This window comes from Pseudobdellovibrionaceae bacterium, assembly GCA_023898385.1.
Taxonomy (GTDB): Bacteria; Bdellovibrionota; Bdellovibrionia; order Bdellovibrionales; family UBA1609.
In genome coordinates, this window is sequence record CP060220.1 from 327,459 (window position 1) to 347,325 (window position 19,867).

General features: G+C 45.5%; 18 protein-coding genes and 1 tRNA gene. 15 read left to right on the forward strand and 4 right to left on the reverse strand.

Going from position 1 to position 19,867, the window contains the following annotated elements:
• Positions 1-52: 52 nt before the first annotated feature.
• The 4 genes from H6626_01360 to H6626_01375 all read left to right on the forward strand — a co-directional run bounded on the left by H6626_01360 (position 53) and on the right by H6626_01375 (position 2,728).
• Positions 53-832 carry a response regulator transcription factor gene (locus H6626_01360; GenBank protein USN47767.1) on the forward strand — a complete coding sequence of 260 codons (780 nt, stop codon included), beginning with the start codon at positions 53-55 and terminating at the stop codon, positions 830-832.
• A gap of 32 nt (positions 833-864) precedes the next feature.
• Complete coding sequence (locus H6626_01365) at positions 865-1,383, forward strand: pyridoxamine 5'-phosphate oxidase family protein (protein USN47768.1); 519 nt, start codon at positions 865-867, stop codon at positions 1,381-1,383.
• Between the two features lie 167 nt (positions 1,384-1,550).
• Positions 1,551-2,525, forward strand: coding sequence for a hypothetical protein (locus H6626_01370; GenBank protein ID USN47769.1), 975 nt, complete (start codon positions 1,551-1,553; stop codon positions 2,523-2,525).
• 126 nt (positions 2,526-2,651) lie between these two features.
• Positions 2,652-2,728: transfer RNA gene (locus tag H6626_01375), tRNA-Pro, on the forward strand.
• A gap of 18 nt (positions 2,729-2,746) precedes the next feature.
• Here the strand turns inward: H6626_01375 and H6626_01380 are convergent.
• Positions 2,747-4,903, reverse strand: a complete 2,157-nt coding sequence (locus tag H6626_01380) for a S9 family peptidase (GenBank protein USN47770.1) — start codon at positions 4,901-4,903, stop codon at positions 2,747-2,749.
• 306 nt (positions 4,904-5,209) lie between these two features.
• On the opposite strand from H6626_01380, the gene H6626_01385 reads away from it, so the two are divergent.
• Genes H6626_01385 through H6626_01395 form a run of 3 tightly spaced genes read left to right on the forward strand, consistent with a single transcriptional unit; the run spans position 5,210 to position 6,360 of the window.
• The gene (locus H6626_01385; protein ID USN47771.1) at positions 5,210-5,626 is read left to right on the forward strand and encodes a MarR family transcriptional regulator; all 417 of its coding nucleotides are present in this window, start codon (positions 5,210-5,212) and stop codon (positions 5,624-5,626) included.
• Positions 5,623-5,916, forward strand: a complete 294-nt coding sequence (locus H6626_01390) for a cupin domain-containing protein (GenBank protein ID USN47772.1) — start codon at positions 5,623-5,625, stop codon at positions 5,914-5,916. Before H6626_01385 ends, H6626_01390 begins: the two co-directional genes overlap by 4 nt.
• Before the next feature lie 12 nt (positions 5,917-5,928).
• Complete coding sequence (locus H6626_01395; protein ID USN47773.1) at positions 5,929-6,360, forward strand: hypothetical protein; 432 nt, start codon at positions 5,929-5,931, stop codon at positions 6,358-6,360.
• Between the two features lie 126 nt (positions 6,361-6,486).
• Here the strand turns inward: H6626_01395 and H6626_01400 are convergent, their stop codons facing one another.
• Positions 6,487-8,481 (reverse strand): hypothetical protein, encoded by a 1,995-nt coding sequence (locus tag H6626_01400; protein ID USN47774.1) that lies wholly within the window; start codon positions 8,479-8,481, stop codon positions 6,487-6,489.
• A 1,229-nt stretch (positions 8,482-9,710) separates the two neighbouring features.
• A complete protein-coding gene (locus tag H6626_01405) occupies positions 9,711-10,052 on the reverse strand; it encodes a hypothetical protein (protein ID USN47775.1) in 342 nt (113 codons plus the stop codon).
• A gap of 181 nt (positions 10,053-10,233) precedes the next feature.
• On the opposite strand from H6626_01405, the gene H6626_01410 reads away from it, so the two are divergent.
• The 3 genes from H6626_01410 (at position 10,234) to H6626_01420 (ending at position 11,636) form a co-directional block, all read left to right on the forward strand.
• Positions 10,234-10,512 (forward strand): BrnT family toxin, encoded by a 279-nt coding sequence (locus tag H6626_01410; protein USN47776.1) that lies wholly within the window; start codon positions 10,234-10,236, stop codon positions 10,510-10,512.
• On the forward strand, positions 10,496-10,732 hold the full coding sequence (locus H6626_01415; protein USN47777.1) for a BrnA antitoxin family protein: 237 nt from the start codon (positions 10,496-10,498) through the stop codon (positions 10,730-10,732). Before H6626_01410 ends, H6626_01415 begins: the two co-directional genes overlap by 17 nt.
• Positions 10,733-11,162: 430 nt before the next feature.
• A complete protein-coding gene (locus H6626_01420) occupies positions 11,163-11,636 on the forward strand; it encodes a hypothetical protein (protein ID USN47778.1) in 474 nt (157 codons plus the stop codon).
• Between the two features lie 78 nt (positions 11,637-11,714).
• Here the strand turns inward: H6626_01420 and H6626_01425 are convergent, their stop codons facing one another.
• Positions 11,715-12,800, reverse strand: coding sequence for a hypothetical protein (locus H6626_01425; protein ID USN47779.1), 1,086 nt, complete (start codon positions 12,798-12,800; stop codon positions 11,715-11,717).
• A 121-nt stretch (positions 12,801-12,921) separates the two neighbouring features.
• Here H6626_01425 and H6626_01430 point away from each other — a divergent pair, with 121 nt between their 5' ends.
• From H6626_01430 to H6626_01450, 5 genes are all read left to right on the forward strand, one after another.
• Positions 12,922-13,944, forward strand: coding sequence for a helix-turn-helix transcriptional regulator (locus tag H6626_01430; GenBank protein USN47780.1), 1,023 nt, complete (start codon positions 12,922-12,924; stop codon positions 13,942-13,944).
• Positions 13,945-14,157: 213 nt separating this feature from the next.
• Positions 14,158-15,870, forward strand: a complete 1,713-nt coding sequence (locus H6626_01435; GenBank protein USN47781.1) for a VWA domain-containing protein — start codon at positions 14,158-14,160, stop codon at positions 15,868-15,870.
• 34 nt (positions 15,871-15,904) lie between these two features.
• Positions 15,905-17,524 carry a S8 family serine peptidase gene (locus H6626_01440; GenBank protein USN47782.1) on the forward strand — a complete coding sequence of 540 codons (1,620 nt, stop codon included), beginning with the start codon at positions 15,905-15,907 and terminating at the stop codon, positions 17,522-17,524.
• A gap of 131 nt (positions 17,525-17,655) precedes the next feature.
• Complete coding sequence (locus H6626_01445) at positions 17,656-18,357, forward strand: outer membrane beta-barrel domain-containing protein (GenBank protein USN47783.1); 702 nt, start codon at positions 17,656-17,658, stop codon at positions 18,355-18,357.
• Between the two features lie 4 nt (positions 18,358-18,361).
• Positions 18,362-19,864: a hypothetical protein gene (locus tag H6626_01450; protein ID USN47784.1), complete on the forward strand. Its 1,503-nt coding sequence runs from the start codon at positions 18,362-18,364 to the stop codon at positions 19,862-19,864.
• The last annotated feature ends 3 nt before the right edge of the window (positions 19,865-19,867 follow it).

The following is a 19,867-nucleotide window of genomic DNA, read 5'->3' on the forward strand; positions in this document are numbered from 1 at the left end:
TTATAGAAGTGTATGGAGTCACACAAGGCAAATGCTTAACAGTGGAGGCTCCATGCACAAAATATTGATTGTTGAAGACTGCGAAGATGAATTTGCTCTGATTTCCAGAGCCCTTCCCACGAGTTCCGAAGTTTACTGGCGCCAGACGGTGGCCGAAGGGCGTAGGCTCGCTAATACCAAATCATTCGATATGATCCTACTCGATGTGGGTTTGCCTGATGGCAGCGGGTTAGAGTTGAGTGCCGAGCTGTCAGCCAATCCACGGTGTGCGTTGACTCCCATCATACTCATAACGTCTCGCGATTCGGTGGATGACAAGATCTTGGGCTTCACCTCCGGTGCCGATGACTACGTGGTGAAGCCGTTTCACTTGCGAGAATTGAAGGCTCGATTGGAATCAAGAATTCGTCGCTATGAGAGTTTTAGAGATCATGCAGACCATGTGGTAGCGGGGCCACTAGAGATTGATTTGACATCACAGATGTGTCGAATCACTCGTGATGGCGTCACCATTCCCATTGATGACTTAACCCCCATTGAATACAAGATTCTGACTTTACTGGCGGCGCATCCGGATCGGGCCTTTTCAAGGGATCATATTTTAACCCAGGTCTGGGGGCACGATGTGCATGTGTTTCCCCGCAGCGTAGATACTCATGTGAGTAAGCTTCGTCGCAAGCTGGGCGAGTCTGCGGATATGATTAAGAGTGTCCATGGGTTGGGCTACCGCTTTGAATTAAGCGCAGACAGAGACGAGGCAGAAGAAGGTATGGTGTTGAGCGGCCCGCGAGAGACCCTGGCCTCAGGTGTTCCGAGAATGCTTTCGCAATAGGAAAGGAGAGCCGTTGGCTCAAGGAGTGATTGATGAAATGGCCAGCAGAAAGAAGAAAATTGGACTTAGACAACTTAATGGTGCTGAAGCAGTTTATTGAATCCAACGAAGTGGGTATTTTGGCCGTGCAAAACTGCGACGGCGGATTATCCAGTTATCCCCTAGTGATCAGGTGTTTTGAGCTAGATGGATCTTTGTGGTTTTTTATCAATGCCACCGGCAAGATGGCTGAATGCCTGCGCAAAAACCCAAGGGTGAGTTTTCATATTCAAGATCAGGTACGCCATGTGTCGCTGTCACTAGAAGGAACTGCTGGACTTGTTCAAGATACTCTACGCGCCTATAGGTATTGGGAGCCCCGGTTTAGGGCTTGGTTCCCCTATGGGGTTCAAGACAAAGATCTCCGGTTACTTCGAATATCGGTGGAAAGGGCTCACCTGTGGGAAGCTCCGAAAGAGGTGCCGTTGACGATTACAGCTGCTGTGGTTTCGTCTATCCAACATGAAATCCACCAACTGGAAAAAGAAGTGGTCTTTGATCTCAATGCCTAGAGACTTTACACACTTTTATCCTTAAACAGTCCAAATCAAGAAGAGAGCTGGGATTTTTTAAGCGAGTCATTTATGATCCCCATTTGGGTCGATGCGTGAGACTCACGTTGAGTGAGGGACTAGAGGACTGAGCCGTGTGTAGCATTTTTAAAATAGAAAGGGGTGCAGTGACACGAAGGGTGTGGCTAGCAGCCTGGTCGATATTTTTAGGCGCATTGATTGTAGCGCCGGCCATAGCGCAAGAGCCGAGCGCCACAACCAGTACCCGATTGGCTGTAGACAACCTTCAAAGTGACCTCACTGCAAGACTCAACCAGATATCCCGGCGGATTGATCGCATATTGGGTGTGGATGAGTTGGATGATGTGGGCCCAGAAAGCCAGGTGCGAGTGAAGGTGCGATCAGCCACCGATGCCGCTGGTGAGGGATCAGTAAATACGTCAATCAACGGAAAGCTTGCGCTACCAAGAACTCAAAAACGTCTCCATTTGTTTATTAGCAATTTACAGGACGAGATGAGAAATCATGGAGACAGTGAAGGTGAAGTCGACACAGATGGTGTTTCGACGAAAAATTCAAGAAATTTAGAGCCGCAGGAGTTTTCAGCAGGATTTCGACAACGTCTCTCAGAAGTAGAGGGATTTCACGTACACGCGGATCTGGGTTTTCGTATGCGTGACAGTGATCCCTTTGTGAAATTGTTTTTTCGACAAGACCTTCCGTGGAAGACTGTGTCTTTGACCTTCCATCAAGATTTGCATTACTACCGAAGGGGCGGCTACGGGCATCAGCTCAGAGCCACATTGGATTGGCCGATCAACACAAACTTAGAAATCCGGCAGGAAAATCGTCTGGCCTTTGAAGATCAGCCTCAAAGCTTAGATGTGAGTCACGGGTTAAGTCTCTTCCAATTTCTCCGTGGTTCGCAGGTTGTCACCTATTTTATAGGGGGTGAGGCGTCAGGGTTAAGGAGTTGGACTGCGGAGTCTTATGCTGCCGGTGTGGGGTACCGGACCCCAGCGATTTGGAAGTGGTTCACCGTAGAAGTGACGCCAAAAGTGAGCTTTGATCGCAGTCAGCAGTTTTTAGTTAATCCCGGCATTTCATTGCAGCTTGAAGCCTTGATCGGACCAACGGGGTGAAGGGTCGCCACTGGTTACGCCTTGCGCCAAGTGCCGGGTGGGTCTCGTTATTAGCCACGATTTGATCTTGATTTTAAGCAGCCAGGCCCCTAAGTTGTGAGCCTCAAAAAAGCAACCAACCACAGTCGGACCGTGGCGCAGTTTGGTAGCGCGCCACCTTGGGGTGGTGGAGGTCGTGGGTTCAAATCCCGCCGGTCCGACCAAATTTTCCAAAAACGGCTCTAGTTAGAACAGGCCCTTTTATCTGAATGATGCTCTTGCATGTAAATAAGAAACGCGTACTCGCGAGCCAATTCATGTAAACTTTGAAAACGTCCCGCTTGCCCAGAATGCCCTGAGGCGAGATCCGTGTGCAAGAGTAGTAGGTTTTGATCATTTCTTAGATCTCGCAATTTTGCCACCCATTTTGCGGGCTCCCAATATTGCACTTGAGAGTCGTGATACCCTGTTGTGACGAGCATATGGGGATAACAGTGGCGAGTGATATTATCGTAGGGAGAATACGATTTAATATAATCATAAAATTCTTTTTCATTTGGATTCCCCCACTCTTGATACTCGAAAGTGGTGAGTGGGAGAGAGTCGTCCAACATGGTTGTCAGAACATCCACAAAGGGGACTTGAGCCAAGGCCCCCTGGAAAAGATCCGGGCGCATGTTAATAGCAGCCCCCATCAATAAGCCGCCCGCGCTTCCTCCCATGGCGTAGATTGCACCCTTTTGGGCGAGATCCTGTTTTTCTAAGCCTTCAGCTACGGCGATGAAGTCGAGGAACGTATTTTTCTTCTTTAGATATTTCCCATCTTCATACCACAAGCGTCCCATTTCCTTGCCCCCTCGGATATGGGCTATGGCAAAAACGAAACCGCGATTTAGCAAGCTAAGCCGATTGGTGCTGAAATAGGGTTCCATACTAGCTCCGTATGAGCCATAACCATACACCAGCGTGGGGGCGCCAGATCCATCTGCTGGCAAAGAGCCCTTTTTGTAAACAATTGAGGCCGGAATGAGGGTTCCATCATGACTGGGAAACTCCATTCGTTTTGTGACATAGTCGTCCGTGTTAAACTCTCCCAGAACCTTTTTGATCTTCAGAATCTTAGATTCCTCAGTCTTATAGTGTGTTTCAAAAGTTGTCGGAGGGGTGGTCATTGATTCATATCGATAGCGATGCCAATCTGAATCGTAATTCGAGGCGGGTTGACTGGCGATGTAGTGAGAGGCTTCCGGCGTTTTTAAAGTAGAAATTTTTGATGTTTTTCGATTGATAATTTCAATTTCCGTTAAACCGTTCTTGCGAACATCGAGCGCTACAAAATTTTTGTAAACGGACATGTCATCAATCAAGACATCAGGACGATGCTCCACGACAATCTTCCAATTTTTAATTCCAGTGTGTTTCTCATCTTTGGTTCTAAAGAGTTGAAAATTTTTAGCACCGTCTTTGTTGCTCAGGATATAAAAAAAGTTCCCAGCATGCTCTATCTGATATTCATGATTAGGTTGCCTTCTTTGAAAAAGAATAGGAGTTGAAAGGGGCTTTTTTGCAGGCACCAAAAGGTGCTCAGTGCTCTCCTTTGATCCGGAGCCAATAATAAGGTACTTTTTACTGCGCGATTTTCCAACATGGGCGAAATACTCTTCATCGCCCTCAAAATAGAGCTTCTGTTTTTTTTTAGTTTTTATGTTGTAGCTGTTGACGGTGTCATACCTGAGAGTTTCCTGGTTTTGGGTGGTGTAAAGGAGAGTCTCTCCATCTTCAGCCCAGGTCATATTACTTGTAGTTGGATAAATCGGCTCACCCAAAAACTGCTTGGTCTCTAGGTTTAAAAAATAAATATTGTGTTTTTGTCGGCCCACCAAATCTATGGCCATCGCAAGAACCTTGTGATCGGAGCTGATGGCATAGCTGGACATATCAAAGAAGTCTTTCCCCTTAGCCATTTCATTGGCGTCAAAGAGTACTTCTTCCTCAGCGTCTAGGCTCCCTTTTTTTCTGCAGATGATCTCGTGTTCGCTATCTTCTTCAAACCTCTCATAGTAAAAGTAATCGCCCATTTTATCAGGTACTGATTGGTCCTTCTTTTCAATTCGTCCGACCATTTCTTTGAAAAGGGTCTCTTGAAGGGGCTTCATTGGTGCAAAGTTCTCATCAAAATAAGCGTTTTCTGCCTTCAGGTAGTCGAGGACGTCTGCGTGGTCTCGTTCATTCAGCCAATAATAAGGATCTACGCGGACATCGCCAAATTTCTCCAAATTTTTTTCGACCTTTTTTGCTTTTGGGGGCTCCAGACTGGCAATTGCCCTTTTCGTGGCCGGTGTACTACATGAAGACAAGAACATGAGGGCTAAGGCAAAAAGAATAATTGGGGATTTCATTGAGACCTCGTTTTAGATAAATTCCAATTTTTGATATCAAAAAGTCAACAATCGCAGCTATCTATAGATAGAAGAATGTCAAAAAAAAGAGCTGGCCCGGCCGGCCCCTATTTATATAACAGCCAATCAGGTTATTTTTAACAACCCTTTGAGGGTTTGGCCACGACTATTTGATATGAGACTATCAAATAGTGGCCCTCTGGAGCGCGTTTGCGCCCTCGTCGACAGCCTTGGTGATGGAACTGGCTCAAAATAACCCATTAAAATATTAGTTGCATTAATGCAACAGTTGTATATAATTAATGAATGGGCAGAAAAATAATTAATTCACCGATAGAGCGTTTTACTAGGTTGCTTTTTAGTAAGGTTATTGAACGTTTAGCGGTTGTAATGAGTGAAGAAGGTCTGAGCTTTTCTCAAGTCGCAGCTCTCCATATTATCGATCGAGAGGGGTCCGTTAATATTAATGACATTTCAAACAAGCTAAACCTGTCAATGTCTGCGACCAGTAGAATGATTGATGAACTAGTTAAAAAAGAATTTATAGATAGAAAAGAAGATCAAGACAATCGACGAGCTAAAATTTTATCGCTCACGACGGGAGGAGAAAAATTTATGAATAATCTGAGCGTAGAACGAGTTAAAACGATAGAGCAATCCGCAGATTTGGTAGCAGACAAGGTGTCGGTCAAAATAATCGAAAATAGAAAGAGGGTGAAGTGATGAAGCGAATTCTGATGGACGAGTTAATTCTAAATGAAACCACAAAAGTAGTTAAAGTCTTATCTAACCCGTCCTTTAAACTGATTGGACTAGGTTTTAAAAAAGGACAAGTTTTAGAAAAACACATGACACCGACTAAAGCTATTTTAGTAGTTCAGTCTGGTGACGTCGATTTTTTAATTAGCGGTAAAGAGTACAATCTGCAAGCTGGCAGTTTTTTTGAGATTCCAGAAAATGTCGAGCATGAAGTTAAGGCTAATGCAGAATCATTTTTATATTTAATTAAATAAAAGGGAGGGAGTATGAAAACTGGTATTTTTGCTTTACTGTTTCTGATGGTAAACGTTGCTGGCGCGCAAAGCCATGACCATCATAGAAGTCATCATGCAAAAAGTAACAAACCAAGTGGGGAAAAGAAACAGTTTGTGCCAACAAAAGATCTTAAAATTCGAATGGAAAAAGTGTTGGCTTTGGTGAAAGAGTTGAATCTAAAGAAAAATGATTTAAAGATCGTCAAAGAATACGGAGTTAAACTTACAGACACGGTAGGTGATATTTTTAAAACCTGTAAGCTAGAGCCAGATGCGGATGCTGCGATTCATCCATCGCTAGGATTAATTCTTGATGGAGCTAAGGATTTTAAGCGTGGAGAGTATGAAAGTGGACATGAAAAAATTCATAAGGCCCTTTTGGCGTATGAGGAGCTATTTAAACACGACGGATGGAGCCACTAGAAATTTGCATTTTTAGGTTCAATGGCTGTGACCAGAGCCTCGACTTCAGTGCCAATTGCCTGTGGTTGAACGCGAAGTGCTTTAGTTTCCAGCCCATAGGGTGCTGAATGCAGAATCCAAATGCCCTTACAGATGGGGCAAAAGATACCGACCCTCTGGTGAAAACAGTAAGTAACTGTGCTTCCCATAGTGAGTGATTTTTCTGGCAAGGGTCTGTTGATCCGTGTTCGCGGGTAACCCTAAGAAAACAATAATCTGGTCGGTGTCTTTTTGTTTTAACACCAGCGCGGCGACGGTGGCGTCGGCGCTCCTGAAACTTTGTTCGGGTAGCGTGACCCCCTTTGATGTCAACTCGACCTCGACAGTTTGAGCCCATTGACTCACCTTGGGCAAAAATTTGTTGTTCCACCCGACCACCCATACCACGGGGGATTCTGGAAATGTAAGAACGTCTTTTTCATTAATAAACTCAAACTCATTCGACTTTTGCTTTTTCCATCCCTCGAAAAAAACAGCAGGGGAGATGTCTTTGTCAGAAACCACCACAAGATGTGGCTTTTCGCTTTGACCAATCACATCGGTCAGTATTGGCGGGATTTCATCTTTTAAAGGCTTGCGAAACACATCAAACCGGGGATCCACTTTTACAGACTCTACAGGGCCTGCAAGCTCGACAGAAAATTCATGGCTTGCCGTGGTTATATTAGTGTGGCCCGTGACGCGTGTTCCCTCTTTCAGTTGCATTTCCCAGGGCACCCGTAATGAATACGGAGGCTCGGCATCTTGTTTTAAAATCACATCTACTACTAAGCGGCCCGATTCTTCTCTTTGGTGGAAGGAAGAAATTTCTAGAGTAGGGGCTCCGGTTCGCTCCGTCCACTGCGAAAAAAACAGATCTAGGTTTTCATTCGTGACTTGGCTGAATGCCGCTTTTAACTCAGGGTAACTGGCTTCTTTAAAAAGATTTTCAGTATAGAAAATATTAAGACCTTTTAGAAAGGCCGTTTCTCCCACCAACACTTTTAACATATGAAAAAAGAAGAGACCTTTGTCATATCCCACGGCTTTTGTGCTGTCGTTGTGTCGGCCTTTGAATTTTTTTAAGGGAAAGTCATTGCCCGCTTTCACATAACTTGCAAAGTTTTTAAGAGCCGTCCGCCGATACGCGACACCTTGCCCAGTCTGTTCTTGAAAATAGTGATCCGCCATATAGCTGGTGAGGCCCTCGCTCCAGTTGCCATTGGAATAATCCACATAAACACCATTGCCCCACCAATTGTGTAAGATTTCATGGGGAAAAGAACTTACGGCTAAAAAGGGCAAACGGATGACCGTGGGGCCGAGTAGAGTGATGGAGGGGAGTCCAAAGCCCGTTTCCCAAAAATTTTCAACTGTTGCAAATTTCTTGTAAGGGTAGGGGCCGATCCTTTGTGAAAAAAGCTCGACGTATTTGTGAGTGAGGTCGTGATACATTCTGGCCAATGAATCGTCGTTTTCTCTTAGATAGACGTAGGATGTGAGGTTCCCTCTTTTGTCCACGCTGCGATGAAATCGACCAGCCAGTAAATAAATGGCATCTTGCGGTTGCGATTCTTTCCAGTTAAATGACCACTGTTTGTCGCTGATACTTTCACTGATTTGTTCGCCCTGTCCCACCACGTACCACGAAGCGGGCGTTTGGACAGTGAGATCCACGCTCACGAGTGGGTGGGTCGACAACTCTGGGTACCAATAGGTAGACCCCATCAGTGACACGCCTTCTTCTTGAATGGAGCCCGGGGCCAGTTCTTCTTGTGGGGGATGATAGATCATCCCTTCATATTGCAGCTGAACCTGACAGCGGTTTTGGGGCACATCTAGTTGATAGACGTCTAGTGGAAAATCCCCCTGATCTCGGGAGACAAGTTGAAGCGTGGCTGGGGCATCGACCACAGGATTTAAGCCACCGTGCAGGCGAAAGTTGAAAACTTGGTTTTTGCCGCATTCAGGAAAAGTCAGCGTATCTGAAACCCGGAGGTGATGCTGATCCGGGGTCAATTGTACGTTCATATTGTGGTGCAAGGTTTTAGCATGTGCCGAAAAGCCAGTGACTACACAGAAAAAAAACAGAGCCATGTTCATGGTTGACCTCCTGCCCCCAAAAGAAAGACCTTCGGCGATAAACCCATCTATGTAAATGAAAAAGTTCAACAAATCCCAATCCTAGATTGACCCACTTAATCAAACGGCTGGCATTCGCCGTCAGCTACTGAATCCTTTTAAGAGCTTGAATTTTTATGATCTGGCCAGAGGCAAGCTCGTGGCCGAATGTGAATTTACTCGCTCGACCTGCGTTTCAAACAAAGAGATCCTTTGAGGCTCTAATTCTGGCCTTTTTTCTATTCAACCCCAGTTTTGGCAGTCAATCTTATATCACACAACATGCTATGGTGCCGACGGGAGACAGTGAAATAAAGCGGTGCTGAATTAAGAAAGGAGAACGTGCCCTCTCCAGCACGAGAGTCGGCGAGCCTCGGGGCCAGCGGTAGATTTCAAGGACATGAGGCGTATATTAACGAGCACTAGGGTTTGAAACGAAGGACGGCCACATGCTGCAGCTGTACAGCTTCGCATGCCGTGTCCCAGAAGTCCCTAGCTGAACGCTCCCGCCAGCAGAGTTGAGTTCTGCTATGATAAACCAAGAGCAAAAGTGTTAAGTCCCGCATCAGATAAGTCGGGCCGAAGTAGCTCATGGCAACCTAGGGTTTGGCCATATCAGCGAGTAAATTTCTAAATAGCGGCATCTCCTTGTTCTGCTCATTTTGAGCGGTTGGTTTTGTTCACCAACGAGGTTATGCCGCTATGTTTCTGTTGTCACCCATCCACAACTTTCCAAAATTTCTCTTTTTGCAATGCAATTCCTGTCATATCATGAGGCCGCATGAAACCGACCGTCCTCCGCGCGGGGCACGGTAGGACACATAACAAAAGGCAAGACGGTCCGCTCAAGATCATAGATGGCAAGCTGTCCTGCGAAAGTTCTATAAGTTCGCTGAGATCAACATATTTTTCATCTGTCCCGAGCCTTTTGACTTGTCCTGTTTTTGGAGCTGGCGCACAATTGAACTAGTAGAGCAATAACCATGGGCTTTTTCCACGATTTGAGGCTTGCGCCAGGGACTCTTTCCGTAGGCCCCGTTTTTTATGGAGACGGAAGTGAAATTAGTCAGTTTATTTTTAATCCTTGTGAGTCTTCACTCCTATGCCGGTAACGATTGCCGTGAAGTTGATAGGGGAAATGCTTTTTTTGACACCAAAAAAAGCTCATGGCGAGAAAGTGAGCAAATTAAAATCCTGGATTGCAAAGGAAATTACTTTTTGACTTTAAACCGAATGAAGCCAGAAAAAGTCCTAAGATAGCTGTTATGCGACCAAACCCAGGCATTGTCAGCGGAACCAAAAATTTGGTAGTGAGGGTCCCTGTGACCTGCTGGTAGCGGGACGCCTTCGGTGTTCAATGCCGTAGAAAACAGTGAATCAATGGGTTCAGGCTCAGGTTTCGGTGGCGGCAGGGGTGACGGAGGGGGAGTTTCCCCTTCGCTGGTTTTGGTCTCTTTTCCGATCCTCGGAAGCGGCTCAGCCCAATTTTGAAACAAAAGCGCCACAGCAGATACAGTTAATACTCCCAATATCAATTGAAACCTTAAGCTCATGCTTCCCCCAAAACATTTACGTCCGCAAAAGGTATACCCGCCCAAAAACTGGTTGGAAGCGAGTTAATTGTATATCCAATTGGCAGTGTCGATAAAATTGAACCATTAAAGTCACCCTGACAGATTCTGGCCCTTAAAATAAAGCTTGACAAATGTATTCTTGTGTATATACAATGGCGTTGTGCAGTTTGAATGGGATGAAGCCAAGAATCGCAGTAATTACCAAAAACATGGCCTCTGGTTCGAAGAGGCTCAGACTTTGTGGGCAGATGCCCACTCAGTGGAATTTTTTGATCCTAGCAGCGAATCTGAAGACCGTTTCATCAGAGTAGGGCACTCCTCAGCAGCACGCGTGCTACTGGTGGTGTTTTGCGAACGCCAGGACGGCGGTATCATACGAATCATTTCGGCCAGAAAGGCGACTAAAAAGGAGCGCCAACAATATGAAGAAGGAATATGACCTAAAGAAATTGAAAAAACGACCCGGAAAAGCGAAGACCTCAACCTCAGCGGCCAAGGTCCCCATTAGTATTCGCCTTGACGGCGCTGTTCTGTCAGAGTTCAAAACTGAGGCTGAGAGACTAGGAATGCCTTACCAAACCTTTATCGGAAGTATTCTTCATCGGTACGCCAATGGTGAGCTTGTGGATAAGACAATTGCCAAAAAGATCCTTAAATGAGCATCCTGAATAGCCTATCTAAAGGGCACTCGACCAGTTATTTCTAATAAACAAGAAACAACTATCTTTTGGACCAGATCTGGGTGGAAAAACTACTTATGTTAGAAACAATAATTTAGCCAGCATCTTTGTTGATCACTGACCACGTGTAATCGGGTCGATTTGCCAGCGTTTTTCGCTGCAACATCCATTGCTGACAAAATCAACTGAAGCCCGCAGTCCTATCAAAAACCCACTGGGTGCCCGTCGACCTCCTTTACATGGAGATTCTGAAACTGAAAAAGCCACCTCTATGGAAAGAATTTACTTGCTGCTTTAAAAAACACACAAATCAGAGGGAGTGATCTTTGTAACTCGGTCGGATTATGCTGTTTACATGTTGCTCTCCAGCGTCTAGGATGGCGAACTTTGATTTTACGGGGAGGTTTCAATGAGACGTTTATTAGCGGCGACGGCTTTAGTTCTGGTGTCACAGACTGTTTTTGCGCAAAATCTTGCGGACCCATCGCGGTGGGTGGGGCTTTTTAAAATTCAACAATCCGAATGTAAAATAGACGGTGTTCCCTATGATGCAGATATTATCAGCCACACCTTAGCAATCACAGTAGAAGGAAATTACCCGATTGATAGTCGGTTGAAACTAGAAATGCTGATGTCACCAGCAGACCTTGAAACGGTAGATGATGTTCGGGCTTATGCCATCGTAGCGAAGTGGATTCCAGAAGGTCTAACAAAAGGTAAATTAGATACTGACAACTCCACGTACTTCACGATCAAGCAAGTTGACGGCGAAGACTCCTTTGTTAAGTTTTACATTGCTGACAGCAAATACTATTTAGAACAAACAACATTCTTTGATGGCGCCGAATACCAGTGCGTCGATAAGTTACAAAAGATTAAATAGGGCAGGTACGCTGGAAAGTATTGCACGCTTGGCAGAGCCTAGTCGGGTGTCCGCGCTCAAGGCTTGTTTATGCGGCGGTTAATTCATAGGCATTGTCTGCTGGGTTAAAGAAATAGACATGACATCTTCAGCACGAAGCCTGTCCACGCCCATCTCCTTTGGTAGCGGCGAGGCATACCCTATGCGAAAAATCCACGCGGGGACCTCATACTTTGGGGTAGAAAAGGATTGTCTTAGTGTGGCGAGTCCATTGTCGAAGTGTTGCTGATGGCGATGAATGATCTCGCTGGGCTGATCTTGTTGTAGCTGGCTAAAGCAAGAAAGGCTTGAAAAAGAAAGAGGCTGAGCGGACAGCCCCTGTTCGGTGAGCGAAAGCCAAAGGTGGGCTGCATGTTGCCCTAAGGTGAAAAGGTGACGTCGCTCAGAGTTGGGGGTGGTTAACAAAATCAAATCCGAGCATTGTTGATAGGTCTTTAATTGAGTTTGGCTTAGAACATGGGCCAAGCCGTGTCGCAACAACCAGGAAAATATCTTGGGTCGTTGTTTTAAGATTCTAATGGCAAGGGCATCACTTTCTTTAAGGCCGGCGGATTTATAGCCAAATCCCACCTTAGGAATTTTTCCAGAAAAATCCACAAGCTTTAGAGTTTCTAGAATTAGCTCTGGCTCGCTCCAAAAAATCTTTTCTGAGTCCCTCAGGTAATTCCAAAGTGACGTGGCCTGTGGGGATGCAAAATAGGCTTTGGTTTCGTACTGTTCATTTAACTTTAAGAGATTTTCCTTCAAGTCGCTCGAAAGAGCTTTTGCAAAATAAGCCCTACGATCAGTTCGCCGAGTTTTCAACGCGGGATAGAGTTTCTGCAGAGCCGGGTCTGTGGGCGGTTGATCGAGCAGTTCCATTTGAGCAGACAGCCAATCGGGTCCCAAGGGGGTGCAGCGCACACTCAGTTGCCGGTGGCTGGCGGCCACCTTCACATATTTAATAAAGGCTCCAAGCGACAAAATAGAGGCGTGATGATGGGGATCCACCGGATGACACCATTTTTCTGTGGCCACTCGAATAAATATGTTTTCAGAGGAGGCCTGAATGTCCCAGGCTTGGATATTGTCGGGAGTGGGAGCCCACAATGCGTCGTCGATGATGTCAGATAGGATGGAATTCATTGCCGCCCCTTGTCGCAAGCAAAAGAGTTTTCTGTCTGCCAAGGCCAGTGTAACGTCGTCAGAGCGATGTTTTCAAACTCTGTCACGGAGTGTTTCTAAATTTGTAGGGGGTGAGGCAAAAATGGAAACAATACACGAGCCCACATCAACTGCGAACATGTTCAAACAAGTCTGGCCCCTGCGGGACTATTACAAAATCTGTCGCGAAGTACTTCGTTTGCTACGGGGGGAGCTCAGCCAGCGGCAGCTGAGTGAAAAGTTGGGTTACACTTTCAATCAGGTGGGCAAGTGGGAAAGTGGAGTCACCCAGATCAAGTGGGAAGACTTTATTCAGATCAATCACGCATTGGGCTTGCCAGTAGATGAGCGGCTTCAAGTTTTTTTCGGCAATGGTCATGGTCCCCACACATCTCAAAATGTGAAACGACTTTTTTCCAATTGGCTGGCTTTAGACTCTATAGATTCAGACGTGATCAGGAATAAATTGAAAAAGTGGAAAGCATCACCAGAATCGTTGGATCTAGCCGAGGCTCTTATGGCTATGGATTCACGTCCGGCCATGCTATTTGGGTTTTTAAGTCACTTTGTGAATTGTGCGGAAATAGAAATACTAAGGCAAGATTTTGAAAATTTTGAAAAAGAAATGAACCTGTTGTCAGCTGAGCCGCTTGTGGGATTTATCAATGAGGCCTTATTGGTAGAAGACTATCGGCGATTGCCGGAGCATGATGACGAAGTGCTAGCGTTTCATGCCAGTTGCACCGTTGACGAACTAAAACCTTTACTTGAGAAATTGGTGCAGATGGGAGTGGTTGGATTTGACGGCCACAAATACTTCTCCAGCCCCACAAGCTTTAGTTTTTCAACTTTAAGTAATAAGAGCTTGCGAAAATTTAATAAATTTACGTTTGAATGGGTGGCGAAAAAGTATCCCCTTGAGATTTTGTCAAAGAACAGGCCTGGCGTTTACAATGTATCTGGTACCTCCACGCGAGTGGTGGCTATCAGCCGAAACGCCTCTGAAGAAATCGATAGATTGGTCTCGCAGTTTCACAATGCCGTGGGAGAGGTTGTGAAAAACGACAGCCAGCCCAAGGAAAACGTGCAGATTATTAGCTTGGCCAATGTGGTGTCCACCGTTTAGGTCGAATCATTGTGATTATAATTGAGTTAATCTTAAGCAAATGTCCAAGTTTTTGACAAAACTGTCTAACTAGTTGAAAAGGCCTCGGTTTACCCTTCTAATATTAAAATGAGACACTAAGTTTTGGGCACAGACTCGCGCGTAAGCCATTGTATTTGCTCTGAAATTGGCCCAGAGCTTGCTCATTATAGAGGTTAAGGGGAGGGCTTTGCTTTGAAACAAGGTCATATAATTTTAAGTTTAACAGGTGTTGTGGCATTAACGCTTCTGGCCTTTAACAACTGCTCGGATGTGCGTCTTAGCTTGACTCCGCCCGTGGTGGTTAAAGCGAGCAGTGGAGCGCTTTGTATGGCGCCGCCAGAGAGTTTGATCCGTTATAGTAAAGTTCTATTTATTATGGATAAGTCTGGGTCGAACACAATCCATGATCCGGATGATGTGCGCCGTGCTGACAATGTCCAAGCGTTTCTTGATAAGCATAAAGATGATCCCTACTATCGGTTTGGTTACATTGCTTTTGGAATTGATGGAAATAAGGCCGTACCCTATATCGCTGATGGAGATTTGAATCCAGTTTTTAGGGAAGCTCCTGAATTGCAGGCCGCTATTGATCGGCATCGGGCAGAAGGAGATACAGGTTGTACACCCTATTTAGCGGCACTGGGGCTTGCGAAATCAGCTATTGAAAAAGATATTATTGACCACCCTGAAGAGGACAACGTCTATAACATATTTTTTATGTCCGACGGATTTCCAAATGATGCAAACACGGCTTCGGGTTGCGCGAGCAATGTGGCTGTGACAAATAGTCCCGATGACCCTTATATTTCCGCAGTTAAGGATATCGTGACTATCGCTCCGGAGAGGACGTTTTTGAGCACAGCTTATTATACGCCATCAGAAAACGATCCTGGCCGTCAGGCTGCGCGCGGATTAGAATATATGGCCGAAGCGGGGAATGGGCACTTTGTGGATCTGCAAAATAACGACAAGCTGGATTTCGAAGAAATGAAATTAGGAGAGCGCCCAGAAGCGTGGGTATTGAAAAGGCTCGTTGTTTACAATATCAATTCCGGTTTTTGCACGGATGGCACTGTTGACGTAGATTCTGACGGCGACGGCTTATGCGACAAGGACGAAGACCACTTTAACAACATTTTCGCAGATAAGCTGAATGAACTTGGAGTTCGTTTTGATAAGCTCAATCGAAACTCAATTAATCCAAAATTTGCTGACTCTATCTCTTACAAATTAGAAGTGTTGCCCAGTGGTGAGGGTCTGAACGAGTGCAATCTCAATAAGCCAGATCGAGACTTTGATTTACTCAATGACTGCGAAGAGCGAGCTCTATTAGACTCGCAAGCCAATGGGCCCACGCCGCAGTGGACGGCGGAAATGCGTAACAGTGGCGGTGGCGCGGCGGATCCGCTAAACCCCGACACCGATGGCGATGGATTTTTAGATTCACTTGAGTTCTTTCAGTTTCAGGTCAAGTCAGTCGCAGTTGACTACACGAATATCACGGATCGCCATTTAGGTGGAGTCACTTCAGAGACTTTAATGACGGAACATCGGCATCCGATGATACCTGAGGAATTTGCAAAAACCAGCTATGATACACAAGTGCGGTTCACTGGAATTAATTCTCAAGGCCAAAATTGCTATGACTTTAAAATGGAGCAATTGGCCCTATATCCCACTGAAGCCGTCACCCTTGAGCAGGTCAGTGAGTTAAAACAGCTTCAACACGAAGCCAATGAAAATATAGTTCTTATTTACTACATTACCACCCCTGAGCGTGATCCCAATGGTAAAGGGTATTTATACCATTCCTATCAGCGCATTAGCTATGGCGGCGGCGCTGATGGATTGCGGCTCGATAAATTTAAGCCTTACAAGGTACCGGCGGTGCCACTAGGTCTTTAATGTTTCGTTGCCGTAAGACATTTTGGGGGATCAAATGTTTTTACGCGGATTATTCACTATAGGTTTTGCCACATTTCTATCAGGTTGCTTTGGCCAGCCCTTTGAAGCCGTCAATACGGGGTCAGAGACCCGTTTTGGTGAAGGGCCAAGCGCTTGCAAACCGGTGGTGGCAAAAATATCACCTTTTGCTACGCCGAAAAAGGTTCATATTGATCTATCACAAAAAGGTGACCTTCGAACAGTCTCGCCATTTCAAGTGATCAGTAACGATACTCAAACCCTTTTGCATCCAGATAAAGATCTCATGGGTCTCATTGATCTCAAGTGCGTGGACACTCATAGCGGCAAGAGCTCATTTGTGGAGTCCATGGTGATTACCTATATGCCGACCATGCACCCCACTATGACCAAAGGGGCTTTTAACTTTCGCGTGCCAGAGGTAATGAGCGTGAGTGAGGTGGAGTTATTGGCTCAAAAAGACCCTTGTGTGTTAAGCGTGACCTTGGCCGGTGAAGGCGATGATGTTCATGCGGCCTCCGATTGGGTGAACTCAGATCCTGATACAACCAAGCAGGGGTACCTTAAAGATACCAAGGCCGATGTGTCTTACGACAAATTTTATGATCAAAGCTATGGCATAAATAAAGACGTAATTATTGCTGATCTAGACACGGGGGTTTATTTTAACCACGAAGATATCAGTGTGGATAACTTGTGGCGGCAGTCGAATGGGACCATTGGTTACAATGTTCTTAGCCCGAGCCAAGACGCCGTTGATGACTATGGGAGTTCAGATGGTGGCAATGCCCATGGTTCAAAAATTGCCGGAATCATCGGCGCCACTCATGCCAACAGCACGGGGATTATGGGTGTGGTGCCTAAATATGTTAAGGTGATGGCGGTAAAATATATTAGCTTATCATCAGCCAGTAGCACCGATCGAGTGAATGGATTTATCTACGCTATGGATAATGGTGCCGAAGTGATTAATTTAAGCATCGGGTTTTCCTCTAACGAAACAATGTTTCGGCAACTCATTGAAGAGTTTGTTTCGCAAAAAAATGGCTTTGTTGCCACAAGTGCCGGCAACGACGGCCAAGTCTTGGGGGTAGATAAATCATCTTATCCGGCGGTATGGGGTAGCTCTATTCCGGGGCTAATGACTGTGGGGGCCACAATGTCGGGCTCAGATAGCCTTTGGTCGGGCTCGAATCGAAGCGTCTCCTTGGTGGAAATTGCAGCTCCAGGTGGCAGTGTATATACCACCATTCCCTATCACCCGAACCTCGCACGGTGGGGCAATTACTATGGCACGACATCGGGCACGTCTTTTTCGTCTCCGATTGTGGCGGCAGCCGCAGGAATGGCCATTGCGCTCTTGAAATCTCACGGTATTGCTTACGACGGAGCCCTCATTGAAGACTTAATCACCAGTTCGGCCCGCCGAGTGAGTGGGTTGTCCAGTTATTTCAAAGACGGAAAAGTTTTGAATATGGACGCCCTAGCTGATGAGATTTTCAGTCGCTATCCCCAAATTCAGAACTCTTCTGGTTCAGGGGGCTCGGGCTCTTCGGGATCAGGTTCAGACTCTGGTTCTGATTCTAATTCTAATTCTAATTCTAATTCTGGCAGCGGCGGCAGCGTTTGTCAGTGATCTGTGTGTTGAGATTTGAATGGTTTAATCATTGACCTTGACCTAGACCTTGGGGCATTCCTTACTTCATTCGTTGAGGTTCTTGGATAGAATCGTTACATTAGTATAGATACATTTTAGGGAGTCAGCGAATGTTTTGGCGTCGAGTTTTAGCATCCACAGGTTTGGGTTTATATATATGTATGTGCAGCTTGGCTCAGGCCGAGACGGAGTCAAAAAACCTTTACTCGGTTCCCCAGCTCGTAGCCATCGAGGATCGATCTTACTATTTTGACCATGGAGTCACCCTCAATTTGGGTATGTTGCCGGTCGATGCCTTTAATAAAGGCGTTATCGCGGGGCTTAGCTACAACTACTACTTTTCAGAGTTTTTGGCCTGGGAAATTCTTAACTTCAACAATAACTTCAATATTGTCACAGATTTGAAAAAAGACTTCGACACGTTAAATATCAATATTGAAAACACGGCATTTGGCGGAAAATTAGACTTCCCCGATTTTTATGCCACAACCAGCCTTATTTACACACCCGTGTACAATAAAAACTTATTTTTTAACAGCACCGTTGTACATGGTGAGATGAGCTTTTTATTTGGCGGCGGAATGGTGAAGTTCAATGCCACAGGCACAAAGCCAATGATTTCTGCCGGTGTAATTCTGCGTTATTTCTTAAGCAAGGGCACTTCATTTGCCTTAGATGTGCGTGAGCACATCTTTTTTGACGAAGCCACAGGCGCCAACGGAATGTTGGCTATCACCGGTGGATTTTCGTTTCAACTGGGCACTCCTAAAGGCGAGACTCCTGTAGCCTCCGAAGAAGAGGAAGAGGAATAACTAAATGGCTGTTGCAAAATCGCAAATATTAACAGCAATGATGATTGCGGGAGTGTCTTTTAGTGTATTTGCACAAGATAGCCAAATGGTCGGCTCACCGGGTACAGACACCGCAAAACCAACTATTGCCGAAGTTGAAGAAAAGTATTCGTATAATCCCTATGATCGGGATTTCTGGTCTGAGGTGAAGACAGCCATGGCAGATAATGACTCTGCCCGAGTTGTGCGCCTTGGGGTGGAGCGGTTCACTTCTTTTGCGGGACTAACTTCGGCTGAAGGGGCAGAAGGGCAAGTGGCTGTAGCGGAAGGTCTCCTGGCTTTGGGGTATCCCTATGCGGCCACTTATCTGTTTAAAGAGCTGGCATTGAAACAAAATGGCAGCCGCTTTGGTGAGGCCGGACTTGAGGGGTTAAGCCGAATTGTGGCTCATTTTGATCATGATGAGAGTGAAATTTCAGATCTTTTGGTAAGTACAGATTTCGGTCCACTACATAAAGGCGTTCAGAGTTTTGTCAGTTTTCATCGAGCCATTTACAATCTGCAATTTGGGCTCAATAAATGGTCTGAAAAAGAATGGGTTCAGGTACCTGATGATAGTTTTTGGGGATTAAAAAAGAAGTATTTTCTGGCGCTGTCTGAAATCGAAAAAGGCCAGGTAGATCAGGCCATTGCTCGATTGGAAGGGCTTTTAAAAGTGAAAGAATTCGATGGTCCGCTGAAAGCACAAGTGGCTCTGCAGTTATCGCGCCTTTACTTTGAAAAAGGCCAACTGAAAGAAGCCTTGGCCATAACAGAGAATCAAAATTATTCGCAAAGGGAAGTCGGACGCCTTAAGCTTGAAACCGCTTGGGTTAAATATTACCTGAAATCCTACAGTGAAGCTTTAGGGATTCTAGAAGGATTAAAATCACCGTATTATTCGCCTTCATGGCACCCAGAAGCGTTTATTCTCGAAATGCTTATTTACAAAGATCTTTGCTATTTCGATAAGGTTAGCGAGATATCTTCACAGTTTAAAAAGCGATTTAACCCCTCACTAATGCAGATTCGAAGGCGTCTTCCTTTGGGGGAAGACCCTTTGTTGGTAAATATGGTTCTTGTTAAAAGAAAATATCAAGCGCTAGCCAACTTTCTAAACTCTATCGAAAAGGAGAGAGAAAGCATTTTTGGCTACAGTTGGATGGATAGTGAAATGTTATCCGTCTTAAAGGATGAATATGACCGCAAGGTTCAAGATTTGCGGACCCGCCTGGACCGGGCTATGGTTACGGAAGCCGCCAAGCAGGCTGAGTTATTATTGGATTTTGAAGAGCAAGTGAAGTTTTTAGAGTACTTCTCAAACCTTGAGGCGCTCCGAGTGACTAATGACAAGGGGCCAGATTTTGCCAGTGATAAAATTTCTAAATTTAATTTTAATCAGGTAGTTTGGCCTGTGCAGGGTGAGTACTGGTTGGATGAATTGGGGCAATATAAAGTACTTGTTTCAAGTCAGTGTGGGCAAAGGTAAGGT